The following is a 15,308-nucleotide window of genomic DNA, read 5'->3' as shown; positions in this document are numbered from 1 at the left end:
AGGTGAGACGCGGCGATCCGCCCGCCACCTGGCCCGCATTTCAGGTGGCTGCCCGCAGCGGGCGGCAGGATTTTGATGCGGTGCTGGCGCCATGCCGCCGGCACCCCGGAACAAGGCACAGACTATGAACAGCACCGATCGTCAAGCAGCGCTGGATTACCACGAATTCCCGACCCCCGGCAAAATCGCCGTCAGCGCCAGCAAGCCGCTGGTGACGCAGCGCGACCTGGCGCTGGCCTACACGCCGGGCGTGGCCGCCGCCTGCGAGGAAATCGTGGCCGACCCGCTCAACGCCAGCCGCTTTACCGCACGCTCCAATCTGGTGGGCGTGATCACCAACGGCACCGCGGTGCTGGGGCTGGGCAATATCGGCGCGCTGGCCTCCAAGCCGGTGATGGAGGGCAAGGCGGTGCTGTTCAAGAAGTTCGCCGGCGTGGATGTGTTCGACATCGAGATCAACGAGACCGACCCCGACAAGCTGGTGGAGATCATCGCCGGGCTGGAGCCGACCTTCGGCGGCATCAACCTGGAAGACATCAAGGCGCCGGAATGCTTCGAGGTGGAGCGCAAGCTGCGCGAACGCATGAAGATCCCGGTGTTCCACGACGACCAGCACGGCACCGCCATCACCGTGGCCGCCGCTTTCATCAACGGCCTGAAGGTGGTGGGCAAGGACATCCGCGAGGTAAAAGTGGTGACCTCCGGCGCCGGCGCCGCCGCGCTGACCTGCCTCGACCTGATGGTGCACCTCGGCCTGCCGCTGGAAAACATCTGGGTCACCGACATCGAGGGCGTGGTCTACCGTGGCCGCCCGGCGCTGATGGACCCGACCAAGGAACGCTTCGCGCAGCCGACCGACGCCCGCACCCTGAGCGAGGTCATCCGCGGCGCCGACGTGTTCCTCGGCCTGTCGGCCGGCGGCGTGCTGAAACCGGACATGGTGGCGGCGATGGCGGCACGGCCGCTGATCCTGGCGCTGGCCAACCCGGCGCCGGAAATCCTGCCGGAAGAGGCGCACGCGGTGCGCGACGACGTGGTGATGGCCACCGGCCGCTCCGACTACCCGAACCAGGTCAACAACGTGCTGTGCTTCCCCTACATCTTCCGCGGCGCGCTGGATGTCGGCGCCACCACCATCAACCGCGAGATGGAAGTGGCGGCGGTGTACGCCATCGCCGGCCTCGCCGAAGAAGAGCAGAACGAGGTGGTGGCCGCCGCCTACGGCAGCTACGACCTGTCCTTCGGCCCGCAGTACCTGATCCCGAAGCCGTTCGACCCGCGTCTGATCGTGCGCATCGCCCCGGCGGTGGCCAAGGCGGCGATGGACAGCGGCGTCGCCACCCGCCCGGTGGCCAATCTGGACGCCTACACCGAGCAGCTGCAGCAGTTCGTGTACCACTCCGGCAGCTTCATGAAGCCGCTGTTTGCCGCCGCCAAGAAACAGGTGCGCGAGGGAGGCAAGACCCGCATCGTGTTTACCGAGGGCGAGGACGAGCGCGTGCTGCGCGCGGTGCAGGTAATCGTGGACGAGAAACTGGCGCGGCCTATCCTGGTCGGCCGTCCGGAAGTGCTGCTGGCGCGCATCGAGAAGTTCGGCCTGCGCCTGCGCCTGGGCGAGGACGTGGAAGTCACCAACCCGGAGTACGACGAACGCTTCCACCAGTACTGGACCAGCTACTGGGAGCTGATGTGCCGCGACGGCATCACCAAGGAAATGGCGCGCGTGGAAATGCGCCGCCGCCTGACCCTGATCGGCGCGATGATGGTCAGGCTCGGCGACGCCGACGGCATGATCTGCGGCACGGTGGGCGGCTACAACGACCACCTGCACTATATCGATCAGGTGATCGGCAAGAAACCGGGCGCGGCCACCTACGCCGCGATGAACATCCTGCTGCTGGACAAGCAGACCGTGGCGCTGGTGGACACCCACGTCAACGACAACCCGAGCGCCGAGCAGATCGCCGAATTCACCATCGCCGCCGCCGAGGAAATGTCGCTGCTGCACCTGGTGCCGAAAGTGGCGCTGCTGTCGCGCTCCAACTTCGGCTCCGGCAGCTCGGCCTCCGGCAGCAAGATGCGCGAGGCGCTGCGGCGCGTGCGCCAGCTGGCGCCGGCGCTGGAGATCGACGGCGAGATGCACGGCGACTGCGCGCTGGACGAGGCACTGCGCCTGAAGATCCTGCCGATGTCCACGCTCAAGGGCGCGGCCAACCTGCTGGTCTGCCCCAACGTGGACGCCGGCAACATCGCCTACAACCTGCTGAAAACCGCAGCCGGCAGCAATGTGGCGGTCGGCCCCTTCCTGCTGGGCGCCAATGCACCGGTCAACATCCTGACCTCCAGCGCCACCGTGCGCCGCATCATCAACATGGCGGCGCTGACGGTGATGGAAGCCAACCGCCAGGGCTGAGCCACGCCTCGCGCCACCACAACGGCTGCTCCCGCTACGGGGGCAGCCGTTTTTGCGTGTGGCCCGTGTGCCCCGACACGTTGCGGCCAACGTTGGCCGCAACGCCGTTCCGTCGCCCGGCTGCTTGCTGTACCCTGTGCGCCTTGCGATCAACCCGGCGGCCTTCGCCGCCCTGCCTGCCCTCTTGCCATGCGTATTCCGGATTTTCACCAAGCCCTCGCCGAGCTCGGCGCCCGCCCCTGCCATATCGGCCGTATCAACCGCGCGTGGCTGAAAGGCCAGCCGCTGGACGCCGGCACCCGTCACCAGAAGGGCGAGCACTACTTTCCGCTGTCGGTACGCAACGGCCTGCCGCCGCTGGTGGCTCAGCTGGACGCGCTGGCGCGCATCGAATCGCAGCATCCAGCTGAGGATGGTTCGCTGCGGCTCTTGGTAGCGCTCAACGACGGCCAGATGGTGGAAAGCGTGCTACTGCCGCGCGACGGGCTGTGCGTGTCCAGCCAGGTGGGCTGCGCGGTGGGCTGTACCTTCTGCATGACCGGCAAGAGCGGGCTGCTGCGCCAGCTGGGCAGCGCGGAGATCGTGGCGCAGGTGGCGCTGGCGCAGCGTATCCGTCCGGTGAAGAAGGTGGTGTTCATGGGCATGGGCGAGCCGGCGCACAATATCGACAACGTACTGGACGCCATCCAGCTGTTGGGCACCGACGGCAATATCGGCCACAAGAACCTGGTGTTCTCCACCGTGGGCGATCCGCGCGTGTTCGAGCGCCTGCCGCAGCAACGGGTGAAGCCGGCGCTGGCGCTGTCGCTGCACACCACCAATGCCGAGCTGCGCGCGCAATTGCTGCCGCGCGCGCCGCGCTACCAGCCGGCCGAGCTGGTGGCGCTGGGCGAGGACTACGCGCGCCGCGTCGGCTACCCGATCCAGTACCAGTGGACGCTGCTGGCCGACGTCAACGACACGGACGAGGAAATGGACGCCGCGGTGCAGCTGCTGCGCGGCAAGTACGGCGTGCTGAATATCATCCCGTACAACAGCGTGGACGGCGACCACTACCAGCGCCCGTCCGCCGAGCGCATCCAGCAGATCAAGCGCTACCTGCACGATAACGGCGTGCTGACCAAGGTGCGCGATTCCGCCGGACAGGACATCGACGGCGGCTGCGGCCAACTACGCGCCCGTGCCGCCGACGTGATCGACCACAGCCGTCTGCTGCGCCGCCAGCGCAGCGGGCAGGCCGGGCAAGCGGACTGAGCAACCCGCCTGGCGGTATGGTTGCTATCGCCATATGATGAAGCAGACTCTGATCGGAATGCCTCGCCATGCGCAAGCTTGTTCACCGGGTGCTATGGATACTGGCCGTTTGCTGGGCAGCCACCGCACCGGCGACGGAAATCGTGCGCTTTCCCGACTATCCGGACCCGAACAAGCACTTCTTCCGTGCCGCGCTGCAACTGGCACTGGATAAAAGCGGCCAGGACTACGAGCTGACGCCCGTGTTGCCGGAGATGCTGCAAGGGCGCTCGATTGCGCGCGCCATGGGTTCTGACGGCGACATCGATGTGTTGTGGACCATGACCACCCGCGAACGCGAAGCCTTGCTGCTGCCGGTGCGCTTCCCCGTGGACAAGGGCCTGCTCGGCTGGCGGATCGCCATCGTGCGCCAGGACAAGGCGGAGCAATTTGCCAATGTGCGCTCGGTGCAGGACTTGCGCTACTTCACCGCCGGCCAGGAGCACGACTGGCCGGACACCCGCATCCTGCGGGAAAGCGGCCTGCCGGTGATGAGCGCCGGCCAGTACGAGTCGCTGTTCAGGATGCTGGTGGCCAAACGTTTCGACTACTTCCCGCGCGGGGTGGCCGAGGCCTGGGGCGAGGTGGATGCCCGCCCCGGACTGGGCCTGACGGTAGACCGTTTCATCGTGCTGCACTACCCGGCCGCCGAATACTTTTTTGTCACGCCGCGCAAGCCTTATCTGGCCGAACACATCTGGCAGGGCCTGCTGCGCGCCCAGGCTGACGGCAGTTTCGACCGCCTGTTCCATGCCCACTTCGACCCACTGCTGCGCCGTGCCAGACTGTCGCAACGGCGCGTCATCGAACTGCCCAACCCGATGCTCGATGCGGCCAACCTGCTGCCGGCCGATTCGCCGTGGTGGTACCGCCCGCTGCCCACACCCGGCAAGACACCGGCTAACTAAGCCGCTCTCGCGGCGGACGCAGACGACAAAAAACCGCCCGCCCTTACCGGCAGGCGGTTTCTCATATCCAGCCGCTCAGCAGCTGATCTCGATGCGCGACGCACCCAGCCCGCTGGCCTTACGGATGGCGATCTGCACGGCGATGCGCTCCTGCATGCCGGCCACGTGGCTGATGACGCCGATGGATTTGCCGGTCGAGTTGATGGCATCCAGCGCGTCCAGCGCCACTTCCAGCGTGTCGCCATCCAGCGTGCCGAAGCCCTCGTCGAGGAACAGCGAGTCGATGGAGGTCTTGTGGCTCACCAGATCGGACAGCGCCAGTGCCAGCGCCAGGCTCACCAGGAAGCTTTCGCCGCCGGACAGGGTGCGGGTATCGCGCGCCACATCGCCCTGCCAGGTATCGACGATTTCCAGCTCCAGCTCGCCGCTGGCCTTGCGCTGCAGCAGGTAGCGGCCGTGCAGGCGTGCCAGATGGCGGTTGGCGAGGTGCATCAGGTGGTCCAGCGTCAGCCCCTGGGCAAACTTGCGGTATTTGTCGCCCTCTTTCGAGCCGATCAGGCTGTTGAGCCGCTGCCAGATATCGACATCGGCGCCCTGCTGTTCGATCTGCAGCCACAGCGCTTGCTGCTTGTCGCGGCGCTGCGCGTCGTCGTGCAGCAGTGCCTGCAACGCGCCCTGCTGGCCGGATAGCGCCTGGCGCTGCGCATCCAGCGCCGCCAGCGCGGCATCCAGCTCGGCCAGCGACAGCGGGCTAAGTGCCTGTTGCTGCAGCGCTTGCCGCGCCGCCGCCGCGGTCTGCCGCACCGCCTGGCTGCGTTGCAGCGCCTGCTCCAGCTGTTGCTGCTGCGCCTGTAGCTGCTGGCGTTCCTCTGCCGGCAACAGCGCCTGCAGGAAGGCGGCCGGATCGGCAAACGGGCTGGCGGCCAGTGCGGCCAACCATGTCTGTTCGGCCTGCGCGTGCTGCTGTTGCTGCGCCTGCAGCTCGGCCGCCAGCTGCGCCTGCTGGCCCTGCAGGCCGGCAATCTGCCGCGTCAGGCTATCGACCTGCTCCGCGCACTGCGCCAGTGCCTGCGCGTTGATCGCCACTTCTTCGTCCGCTGGCTCGTGCTCAACCTCCAGCGCCTGCCAGCGCGCCTGCCACGTCTGCGCCACGCTGGCGGCCTGCTCGCTGCGCGCCTGCTGTTGCAGCAGCTCGCCCTGTTGCTGCTGTTGCGCCTGCTGCTGCGCCTGCCAGTGCTGCCAGTCGTGCTGGCGCGCGGCCAGCCACCGCGCCATATCGTGATCCAAGGCAGGCCCGGCGGTGCCGAAACCGGCAGTAGCGATGGCAGCGGCCAGCGCCTGCTCGGCCTGCGCGATGGCTTGCCTGGTGGCATCCAGCTGGCGCTGCAGTTCGGCCGTCGCCTGCTGCAGATGCGCGTGCTCCTGTTGCAGCAGCGCGCCTTGCTGGCTGGCCTGTTGCAGCAGGCTGGCCTGCGCGGCCTCCTGTTGCCGGGTTGCGGCCAACGTTTGCTCGGCGGCTTCGGCTTGCTGCAGGGTGTGTTTCAGGCCGGCTTCCTGCGCCTCGGCCGCCGCCGCGTGCTGCTGCAACGTCGCCGACTGCTGCCAGTCGCCATCGTCCAGCGGCAGGCCGTGCGCCAGCTGCTGCCAGTCGGCCACCGCCTGCAGGCATGCCTGGCGCACCGTGTGCAGCGTCTGCTGCTGTTGCTCGCGCGTCGCCTCCAGCGCCGCCAGCCGGTTCTTGGCCAGGTTGCCGCTATCCTCCAGCTGCTGCAGCGCGGCTTCCTTCTGTTGCAGCGCCAGCGCGGTGGCCGATACGTCCAGCGCCTGATACGCCTGTATCGCCGGGTGCTGCTGTGAGCCGCACAGCGGGCAGGCTTCGCCCGGCTGCAGCGCGGCGCGGTGCGCTTCCAGGCTCTGGATGCGCTGCTCCTGCGCCAGCAGCGCCCGCTTGTCGGCTACCTGCTCTTTCAGCTGTTTGTAGTCGTGGCGCAGCGCGGCCAGCGCGTGGTGCTGGGCTGCCAGTTGTGTGTTGCCATCGGCCAGTGCCTGTTCCAGCTGTGCCTGCTGCGCCGACTGCTGCCGCAGTTGCGCGGCGTGTTGTTGCAGCTGCCGCCAGCGCTGCAGCGCTTCCTGGCTGTGCAGCCATTCCGTACGCAGCGCCGGCAGCAATTGGCCTTGCAGCAGCACCGCCAGCGCGGCGGCGGCTTGCGCACTCGCGGCGCTGGCCTGCTGCTGTGCGGCCTGCGCCGCCTGCATCTGCTGTTGCTGCTGCGCCAGCCGGCTGGCGACCGCCGTCAACGCCTCCGCCTGGCTGACGGCCTGCACCTGCTGCTGCCGCTGCGTATCGTGCCGCTGGCAGATCTGCTGATAGGCGCCATGCCAGCCACTGAGCTGCTCGCCCAGCCCAGCAAAGTGCTGGTGCTGCGCCAGCCAGTGCTGCAACTGCTGCTGCGCGGTCTGCAGCTGCTGCCACTGCTGTTGCTCGCCGGCGGCCAGGCCGGCGGCAATGCGCGTGGCCTGCCAGTGCGCGGCCGTGGCTTGCTGCTGGCGAGCCTGTAGCTGCTGCTGGACTTGTGCCGTTGCGCTGCGGGTGTGCTGCAGGCGCTCGGCCGCTTGCTGCCACGCCTGTTGCAATGGGCGCAGCACCTCGGCCGGCGCGCTGAGCTGCAGGCGCTGCAACGTTGGCCGCGCCTGCGCGATGGCCTGCTGCGCCGCCTGCTCGGCAACCGCGGCAGCCTGTTCGGCCTGCTCGGCCTGGGTCAGCTCGTGGCGCCACTGCCGCAGCTGCTGGCTGTGCGCGCGCTCGGCCTGCTGCACGGCCAGCTGGCGATCGAAATCCGCCAGCTGCTCTTGCATCGTCTGCCGCTGTTCTGCCGGCAGCAGCTCCACGCCGTCGGCGCGCGCCTGCAACTGCTCCAGCGCCTGCTTGGCGTCGCGCGCCTGTTCGAACACCCGTTGCGAAATCTGGCCGTAGATGTCGCTGCCGGTCAACTCTTCCAGCAGCTCGGCGCGCTCGTTGGCGCTGGCATTGAGGAAGGCGGCAAAACCGCCCTGCGCCAGCAGCATCGACTTGGTAAAGCGCGCGAAATCCAGCCCGGTGATCGCCTCGATGCGCTTGAGCTTGTCGTTGATGTGGGTGGTGAGGATGGTGCCGCTGGCGTCGGCAAGCTCCACCTTGGGCGCCTGCAGCTGGCCGTCGGCCTTGTCGCGCGCGCGGCGCTGGCTCCAGAACGCGCGGTACAGCTGGCCTTTCACCTCGAACTCCACCTCGGCCAGACAATCGGCGGTGTGGCGGCTCATGATCTCGTTGCTGCTGGCGGAGATGGTCTTCAGCCGCGGCGTTTCGTGGTACAGCGCGAGGCAAATGGCGTCCAGCAGCGTGGATTTGCCGGCGCCGGTGGGGCCGGTGATGGCGAACAGGCCATTGTCTTTGAACGGCGGCGCGGTGAAGTCGATCTTCCACTCGCCTTGCAGCGAGTTGAGGTTCTTCAGGCGCAGGGTCAGGATCTTCATGCCTCGCCCTCCTGCAGGCTGGCAACGATGTCGCGGTAGCGCGCCTGCAGCTGTGCGGCCAACGTTTCGTCCAGTGTTTCCTGCTGCAGCCGCTTGGCGAACACGTCGAACGGCGTCAGCTCGTCCAGCGTCTCGCGCGCCGCGGCCTGCAGGGTGGCCACGGCGTTGCCGCGCTCGCGGCGGATGCGCAGCACCTCTACCGGCAGCTCGGCGACCATGCCCTGGATGCGCGCCTGCAGATCGGACAGGTAGTCGTCGCCCTGCACCAGCACCTCCAGCCACACTGGCTGCTCGGCAGTGCCCAGCGTGGCGGCATCACGAATGGCGGCGGCCAACGTAGCCAGATCCCCCCTCACCGACACCAGCTGCTGGAAGCGCGGCACCGGCAGCGGCGTCACCCCCAGCAGGCCGATGGCGTCGACATCCACCAGCAGCACCTGTTTTTGCTGGCCGGCCTCGTCGAAGCTCAGCGGAATCGGCGAGCCGCTGTAGCGGATGTGCTCCAGTCCACCCACCTGCTGCGGGCGATGGATATGGCCCAGCGCGATGTAGTCGGCCGGCGGAAAGGCGCTGGTCGGAAACGCCTCCAGCGCGCCGACGTAGATCTCGCGCACCGATTCGCTGGCGCTGGCACCGACGGTGGTGAGGTGACCGGTGGCGATGATGGGCAGCGGCAACCGCAGCGCGTCGCGTTTGGCGCAGGCCAGCCGGTACAGCGCCTGATAGTGCCGGTGGATGGCTTCTTGCAGCGTGAGCTGCTTTTCCTCGGCGCTCTGCCCGGCCTGGCTTTGCATCACGTCGCGCGGGCGGATGAAGGGGATGGCGCAGACGATGGCGCCGGGCGTGCCATCGCGCTGCGGCAACACCAGCACCTGCTGTTCGAGATCGGCTTCCACCGCAGGGATGACGCTGGTACCCAGGCAGGTCAGCAGCGGCCGGCTCTCGCCCAGGGTGGCCACCGAGTCGTGGTTACCACCCAGCAGCACGAGCGCGGTGCCGCTGCCGTGCAGGTCCACCACCAGACGGTTGTACAGCTCGCGCGCATAGCTGGGCGGCGCGCCGGTATCGAACAGATCGCCGGCAACGATGACGGCGTCGACGGCGTGCTCGCGCACTTGCCGCAGCAGCCAGTCGATGAAGGCCTGATGCTCTGCCTGGCGGGTCTTGCCCATGAAGTGCTGGCCGAGGTGCCAGTCCGAGGTGTGGAGGATGCGCATGAGGATACGGGGGCGTTGGCAATGTGGCCAATTGTAGCAAGCCCGCCGTGCCGGCAGCATGGCGGCGGACGGATTGCCCGCCTGCCGCCACGCTGCGACGTGATTAGCCCGGGATCAGGCGCCGGCCTTTGCCGCTTGCGGGGCGACCACGGTGGGCACCCGCTGCAGCCCCCACACGTTGGCCGCAACAATCAGCAGCACCCCCAGCAGCTGCCAGCCATCCAGCAGATGGCCGTAGGCCAGGTAATCCACCAGCAGCGCCACCACCGGGTAGCTGAAACCGAGCAGGCCGATCCAGTGGGTGGGCAGCTGGCGGAAGGCGGCGTACATGATGATGTACATCAGCGTGGTGTGCACCAGCCCCAGCGTGGCCAGATAGCCCCAGTGGCTGCCGGCCACCCACAGGCTGGCGTTGTCCAGCAGCGGCCACAGCAGCAGCACGCCGGTCAGCGTCTGCACGCTGGCGATGTGGGTGGGCGCCAGCGTCTTCGGCAACTGCTTGCTGATCAGCGTCACCACCGCGTACAGCATGGCGGCGCCCAGCGCCAGCAGGATGCCTAGCAGCGCCCCGCCGCCACCCTGCCCCGGCTGCACGATCAGCAGCATGCCGGCAAACGCCACCGCCACCGCGGCCAACTTGCGCACCGTCAGCGCCTCGCCCAGCAGCAGCCGGCCCAGCAACAGCAGCCAGAACGGCTGGGTGTGATACACCACGGTGGCAATGCCGATCGAGCTGTAGTGGTAGGCATTGAACAGCAGCAGCCAGTTGCCCACCAGCGCCACACCGCCGGCGATGCACCACAGCAGGCTGGCACGGGTAAACGGCCACGTCTGCCACAGCCCGCGCCACCAGGCGTACAAGCCCAGCCCCAGCGCGCCCAGCACGCAGCGCACGAATACCACGTTCCATACCGATTGGCCGGATTGCAGCACGAACCAGCCGATGGTGCCGGACAGCGCCATGGCGGCCAGCATCTGCAGCACGCCGGTACGTAAATTCTGTTGTGTCATGATCAAGCTCTCCTTGCAGGCTAGTGTGCAACAGCATACGCAGCCTGCGCAGCCGGTTGAATGGACTTTGCAAGGCAGAATCGGCTTGCTACCTTGTAAATATCGCCAAATCGACAGGATTGCCTGCAATGAAAGACTGGATCGACGTGCAGCTGGTGGGGCTGCTGCAACAGGACGCGCGGCAGAGCATCGCCGAGCTGGCGCGGCAGCTGAAGATGTCCGGACCCAGCGTGTCGGAGCGGCTGAAGCGGCTGGAGGAGCAAGGGGCGATTCGCGGCTACACCCCGGAGCTGGACTGGCAGCAGTGGGGCTACACCCTGCAGGCCATCGTGCGGCTGCGCCCGCTGCCGGGGCAGCTCAAGGCGCTGGAGGCGCGCCTCGTCGCCACGCCGCAGTTCACCGAGTGCGACAAGGTCACCGGCGAAGACTGCTACATCGCCCGCCTGCTGCTGCGCGATATCGGCCAGCTGGACGAGATACTGGACGGCTTTGCCGAGCTGGCCACCACCGCCACCAGCATCGTCAAGGCCAGCCCGGTGCTGCGCCGGCTGCCGCCGCTGCTGCCGTAACAGAACAGCGGCCGGGCAAGGTTGGCCGCAAGCCGTGCCGCTCAGCCGGAGACGGGATGGATCTCGATGCCGAGTGCGCGCCCCAGCCCCGCCGGCTGGATCAGCAGATCGGCTAGGGTGTGGTGTGACAGCTCGCCGTAGAAGGCCTCTTGCGCCGCATGCAGCACGCGGTACAGGCGGCAGCACGCGGCGATGCGGCAGTGCGAGTGCTGCGCATCGAAACACTCGACCAGCACGTTATCGGCCTCCGCCGCCCGCACCAGCTGGCCGAGGTTGACCTGCTGCGGCGCGTGCGTCAGCCGCATGCCGCCACCCTTGCCGCGCACCGTGGTGAGATAGCCCTGCTGTCCCAGAAAGTGCACCACCTTGGTCAGGTGGCTGGCGGAGATGTCGTAGGCGTGGGCGATCTCGTTGATGGTCACCAGGCGCTCGCCCGCTAGCGCGCTGTACATCATTACCCGCAGGCAGTAGTCGGTAAAGGCGGTCAATCGCACGATCGGGACCATTCCATAGTGTTGTTCAATCCGGCAGCTTATGCAGCCGGACTCGGGCCGCCATTCTACCCTGCCGGCCAGCGCCCGGTTGCGGCGGTTTGCGTCACGCCGGCCTGCCGTTGCGGTAAAAGCAGGCCGGAAACGCGCGTTCTTGATGCGCCTCAAGCGAATGCGCTTTGCTTCATAACATTCATTTTCTATGAATGTTATAGGGTATAAGATTCATCTCAGACGAATCTTATACCCCCTCAAGGAGCACCACCATGGCTTTCACCGTCAAAAACAATATCCGTTGGGTCGGCAAACAGGACTGGGAGCTGCGCGAATTTCACGGCAGCGAATACAGCACCCACCGCGGCTCCAGCTACAACAGCTACCTGATCAAGGAAGAAAAGATCGCGCTGATCGACACCGTCTGGGCGCCGTACGCCGAAGAGTTCGTCGCCAACCTGGCCAAAGAAGTCGACCTCGGTGCCATCGACTACATCATCGCCAACCACGGCGAGATCGACCACAGCGGAGCCTTGCCGGCGCTGATGGCGCGCATCCCGGACACCCCGATCTACTGCACAGCCAACGGCGCCAAGTCGCTGCGTGGCCACTACCACCAGGACTGGAACTTCAAGATCGTCAAGACCGGCGACAGCCTTGATCTCGGCAATGGCAAGCAGCTGGTATTTGTCGAAATGCCGATGCTGCACTGGCCGGACAGCATGGCCACCTATATGACCGACGACGCCGTACTGTTCAGCAACGACGCCTTTGGCCAGCACTACGCCAGCGCGCAGATGTTCAACGACCAGTGCGACCCGGTCGAATTGCAGGAAGAGTGCATCAAGTACTACGCCAACATCCTGACCCCGTTCAGCGCGCTGGTGACCCAGAAAATCCATGAAGTGCTGGCCTTGAACCTGCCGATCGACATGATCGCCACCAGCCACGGCATCATCTGGCGCGACAAGCCGACCCAGATCGTCGAGCAATACCTGAAATGGGCCGACGACTACCAGGAAAACCAGATCACCCTGGTCTACGACACCATGTGGAACGGCACCCGCATGATGGCGGAGGCGATTGCCGAGGGCATCCGCAATGCCGACCGGGATGTGGTGATCAAGCTGTTCAACCTGTCCAACAGCGACAAGAACGACGTCCTCACCCACGTGTTCAAGTCCAAGGCCATCCTGGTCGGCAGCCCGACCGTCAACAACGTAATGCTGCCGCACGTCGCCGCCCTGCTGGAGGAAATGACCGGCCTGCGCTTCAAGAACAAGGCGGCGGCGGCCTTCGGCACCCACGGCTGGAGCGGCGGCGCGGTGGAACGCATCGCCAAGCGCCTGGACGATGCCGGCTTCCGTGTACTCAACCAGGGCATCGCCGCGGAATGGCGGCCGACCGACGACGCGCTTTCCCAGGCGGTGCGCTTTGGCGAGGCCATCATCGAGCAACTGGGCCGGCGCGAACCACTCGCGGCGAGTGACAGCGGCAGCTGTGGCAGCGGCAAGATGCGCTGCAAGACCTGCTCGTGGGCCTACGACCCGGAGCAGGGAGAAGCCTCGCAAGGCGTGGCCGCCGGCACCGCCTGGCCGGATGTCGCGGAAAGCTTCCTGTGCCCGGTGTGCTTCATGGGCAAAAGCGACTTTGTTCCCGCCTAAGCGGGCATTCCCGGAGATTCCTGATGAAAAAACCCCTCGTCATCATCGGTAGCGGCCACGCCGGCTACACGCTGGCCCGGGCATTCCGCCAGCTTGATACCAGCACTCCCGTCATCATCCTGACCCAGGACGGCGGCGAGCAGTATCCCAAGCCGCAGCTGAGCCATGGCTTCGGCCAGCAAATGGCGGCCGAGCAGCTGGTGCAGCAGCACGCCACCGCCATCGCCGCCGAGCTGAAAATCATGGTGCGGCCCAACACCCTCGTCACCGCGATCGACTTCGACGCCAAACTCGTCCATGCCGGCGCGGCGCAGATCCCCTACAGCGACCTGGTGCTGGCGGTGGGTGCCGCGCCATTCGTGCCGGCCATACGCGGCGACGCGACACAGGACATCCTGACCCTGAACAACCTGGAGCAGTACCGCCGCTATTTCGCGCAGCTTGGGCGCAGCGAGCGCGTGCTGGTCATCGGCGGCGGCCTGATCGGCACCGAGATCGCCCACGACATCGCGCGCCACAAGCAGGTGACGCTGGTGGACATCGGCAGCCGGCTGCTGGAGCGACTGGTGCCGGAGGTGGTCAGCCAGCGCCTGCACCGTGCCATGGAACAGGTAACGCTGCGTTTCGGCACCGCGGTGGACCGCGTCGACCGCGCGGCGACGGGCTACCACGTGAAGCTCAGCAATGGCGAAACCCTTAACGTGGATGCGGTGATCTGCGCGGCGGGGCTGAAACCGCGGCTGGAGCTGGCCGGCGGGCTGGCCACCGCACGCGGCATCACCGTCGACCGCTACCTGCGCACCTCGCAAGCCAATGTCTATGCGCTGGGCGACTGTGCAGAGATCGAGGGCCAGATCCTGCCCTTCCTGCAACCGATCACGCTGTCGGCGCGGGCGCTGGCCAGCACCCTGGCCGGTGCGCCGCAGCCGGTGCGCTTCGGCCCGCTGCCGGTGGCGGTGAAAACGCCGCACTATCCGATCCAGCTGGCGGGCGTCACCCACGGGCAGGCGCTGGACTGGCAGATCAGCGAGGGCGACGACGGTCTCACCGCGCTCGCCCATCGCGACAGCAAGCTGGTCGGCTACGTCACCACCGGCAGCCGCAACGGCTTCAGCCTGCTGCCCAGCCTGGCCGGCTGAACCGGCTGAACCGGGTGCGCCGGCACGGCCGGGGCCGACTGTGCGCCGGCCGGCATCCCTCCGTGCACCTGCTGATACGCACCAGCAGGCCAAGGCCGGCCCCTTGGCAAACCCAAAGGTTTGCCGCAATGCACACCCGCCGGCCGCCACCGTCACGCTACGCCCACCCGGCACTGGCAAAAGCAGGCCCATTCACTAAGATGCAAACACACCAGCTGCTGGTGCCACGCTCCGCATTCCTCTCTCTCACCCGCAAGAGGCACGCAATATGAAGACACTGCAAGCATCCGCCAGGCCGGTGCCATGGGCCTGGCTGGCCGTCGTGGTGATGGCCGCCAGCCCGCTGCTGGCCAGCGCCGGTGATCTGTCCGCCACTTACCGCGGCAAGCCGGTGCCCTTCGGCCAGGGCCGGGCGCACACCGAAGTCCGCACCGACACCGCCGGCAAGGCGGTCGCCGTCAGTATCGTGTTCAGTGAACAGGCGCTCGCCGGGCTGCCGGGCGCCGCCATGGCGCCGGCCTATGTGCTGCGCATGCCGGCCAGGGGGCCGCGCACGGTGGTCGACCACGTGGTCATCAACTGGGAGGCCGCCGGCCACCCGCCGCCCAAGGTCTATGACGTGCCGCACTTCGACTTTCACTTCTATCTGGCGAAGCGCGCTGAAACACTGAAGATCAACTTCAAGAACGAAAACGAATCGGCCGATCCGAGCCAGCAGCCACCGGCCGAGCTGCTACCCGCCGGCTACATCCTGCCGCCGGGCACGGCCGTCCCGAAGATGGGTGTGCACGCCATCAACACCCAGTCGGCGGAATTCCAGCAACAGCCATTCACCGCGACGCTGATCTACGGCTACCACAACCAAAAGCAGACCTTCATCGAGCCGATGGTGGCACTGTCTTTCCTGCAGTCGAAACCGGTGTTCTCCGCACCGCTGGCGCGCCCGGCCCGCTACAGCAAGGCGGGCAGCTATCCGGGCAGCTATCGCGTGAGCTACCACCCCGACAGCCAATCGTACGAGGTGACACTGACCGAATTTCAATGACGACGCCCCTGGCGGGCGGCGGACGATACCTGACGCGGCCAACCCTGGCCG

At 67.0% G+C, this 15,308-nt stretch carries 11 protein-coding genes; 7 read left to right on the top strand and 4 right to left on the bottom strand.

Annotated features, from left to right (window positions below; genetic code table 11):
* Positions 1-124: 124 nt before the first annotated feature.
* The 3 genes from PQU89_RS04130 to PQU89_RS04120 all read left to right on the top strand — a co-directional run bounded on the left by PQU89_RS04130 (position 125) and on the right by PQU89_RS04120 (position 4,614).
* Entirely contained in the window at positions 125-2,413 is a 2,289-nt protein-coding gene (locus PQU89_RS04130; protein ID WP_272764746.1) for an NADP-dependent malic enzyme, read from the top strand.
* A gap of 189 nt (positions 2,414-2,602) precedes the next feature.
* Positions 2,603-3,667: an RNA methyltransferase gene (locus PQU89_RS04125; RefSeq protein ID WP_272764745.1), complete on the top strand. Its 1,065-nt coding sequence runs from the start codon at positions 2,603-2,605 to the stop codon at positions 3,665-3,667.
* Between the two features lie 68 nt (positions 3,668-3,735).
* Entirely contained in the window at positions 3,736-4,614 is an 879-nt protein-coding gene (locus PQU89_RS04120; RefSeq protein ID WP_272764744.1) for a transporter substrate-binding domain-containing protein, read from the top strand.
* A 75-nt stretch (positions 4,615-4,689) separates the two neighbouring features.
* Here PQU89_RS04120 and PQU89_RS04115 read toward each other — a convergent pair whose 3' ends face one another.
* From PQU89_RS04115 to PQU89_RS04105, 3 genes are all read right to left on the bottom strand, one after another.
* Positions 4,690-8,127 (bottom strand): AAA family ATPase, encoded by a 3,438-nt coding sequence (locus tag PQU89_RS04115; RefSeq protein ID WP_272764743.1) that lies wholly within the window; start codon positions 8,125-8,127, stop codon positions 4,690-4,692.
* A complete protein-coding gene (gene sbcD, locus PQU89_RS04110) occupies positions 8,124-9,344 on the bottom strand; it encodes an exonuclease subunit SbcD (protein ID WP_272764742.1) in 1,221 nt (406 codons plus the stop codon). Before sbcD ends, PQU89_RS04115 begins: the two co-directional genes overlap by 4 nt.
* A 114-nt stretch (positions 9,345-9,458) precedes the next feature.
* The gene (locus tag PQU89_RS04105; RefSeq protein ID WP_272764741.1) at positions 9,459-10,355 is read right to left on the bottom strand and encodes a DMT family transporter; all 897 of its coding nucleotides are present in this window, start codon (positions 10,353-10,355) and stop codon (positions 9,459-9,461) included.
* Between the two features lie 128 nt (positions 10,356-10,483).
* On the opposite strand from PQU89_RS04105, the gene PQU89_RS04100 reads away from it, so the two are divergent.
* Entirely contained in the window at positions 10,484-10,924 is a 441-nt protein-coding gene (locus tag PQU89_RS04100) for an Lrp/AsnC family transcriptional regulator (protein ID WP_272764740.1), read from the top strand.
* Between the two features lie 41 nt (positions 10,925-10,965).
* Here PQU89_RS04100 and PQU89_RS04095 read toward each other — a convergent pair whose 3' ends face one another.
* Positions 10,966-11,418, bottom strand: a complete 453-nt coding sequence (locus PQU89_RS04095; RefSeq protein ID WP_272764739.1) for an RrF2 family transcriptional regulator — start codon at positions 11,416-11,418, stop codon at positions 10,966-10,968.
* Positions 11,419-11,681: 263 nt separating this feature from the next.
* Here PQU89_RS04095 and norV point away from each other — a divergent pair, with 263 nt between their 5' ends.
* The 3 genes from norV to PQU89_RS04080 all read left to right on the top strand — a co-directional run bounded on the left by norV (position 11,682) and on the right by PQU89_RS04080 (position 15,257).
* A complete protein-coding gene (gene norV, locus PQU89_RS04090; RefSeq protein WP_272764738.1) occupies positions 11,682-13,073 on the top strand; it encodes an anaerobic nitric oxide reductase flavorubredoxin in 1,392 nt (463 codons plus the stop codon).
* A 23-nt stretch (positions 13,074-13,096) separates the two neighbouring features.
* The gene (locus PQU89_RS04085; RefSeq protein WP_272764737.1) at positions 13,097-14,212 is read left to right on the top strand and encodes an FAD-dependent oxidoreductase; all 1,116 of its coding nucleotides are present in this window, start codon (positions 13,097-13,099) and stop codon (positions 14,210-14,212) included.
* A gap of 268 nt (positions 14,213-14,480) precedes the next feature.
* Positions 14,481-15,257 carry a DUF5602 domain-containing protein gene (locus PQU89_RS04080; RefSeq protein ID WP_272764736.1) on the top strand — a complete coding sequence of 259 codons (777 nt, stop codon included), beginning with the start codon at positions 14,481-14,483 and terminating at the stop codon, positions 15,255-15,257.
* The last annotated feature ends 51 nt before the right edge of the window (positions 15,258-15,308 follow it).

Origin of the sequence: Vogesella indigofera (assembly GCF_028548395.1) — a bacterium.
Classification (GTDB): domain Bacteria; phylum Pseudomonadota; class Gammaproteobacteria; order Burkholderiales; family Chromobacteriaceae; genus Vogesella; species Vogesella indigofera_A.
This window is presented reverse-complemented; position numbering and strand designations above follow the sequence as displayed.

What these genes read in the sequence shown, in the direction of transcription:
- PQU89_RS04125 (WP_272764745.1), top strand. Translation starts at nt 2,603, where the DNA reads ATGCGTATTCCGGATTTTCACCAAGCCCTCGCCGAGCTCGGCGCCCGC.
- PQU89_RS04105 (WP_272764741.1), bottom strand. Translation starts at nt 10,355, where the DNA reads ATGACACAACAGAATTTACGTACCGGCGTGCTGCAGATGCTGGCCGCC.
- PQU89_RS04080 (WP_272764736.1), top strand. Translation starts at nt 14,481, where the DNA reads ATGAAGACACTGCAAGCATCCGCCAGGCCGGTGCCATGGGCCTGGCTG.
- norV (WP_272764738.1), top strand. Translation starts at nt 11,682, where the DNA reads ATGGCTTTCACCGTCAAAAACAATATCCGTTGGGTCGGCAAACAGGAC.
- PQU89_RS04115 (WP_272764743.1), bottom strand. Translation starts at nt 8,127, where the DNA reads ATGAAGATCCTGACCCTGCGCCTGAAGAACCTCAACTCGCTGCAAGGC.
- PQU89_RS04100 (WP_272764740.1), top strand. Translation starts at nt 10,484, where the DNA reads ATGAAAGACTGGATCGACGTGCAGCTGGTGGGGCTGCTGCAACAGGAC.
- PQU89_RS04120 (WP_272764744.1), top strand. Translation starts at nt 3,736, where the DNA reads ATGCGCAAGCTTGTTCACCGGGTGCTATGGATACTGGCCGTTTGCTGG.
- PQU89_RS04085 (WP_272764737.1), top strand. Translation starts at nt 13,097, where the DNA reads ATGAAAAAACCCCTCGTCATCATCGGTAGCGGCCACGCCGGCTACACG.
- PQU89_RS04130 (WP_272764746.1), top strand. Translation starts at nt 125, where the DNA reads ATGAACAGCACCGATCGTCAAGCAGCGCTGGATTACCACGAATTCCCG.
- sbcD (WP_272764742.1), bottom strand. Translation starts at nt 9,344, where the DNA reads ATGCGCATCCTCCACACCTCGGACTGGCACCTCGGCCAGCACTTCATG.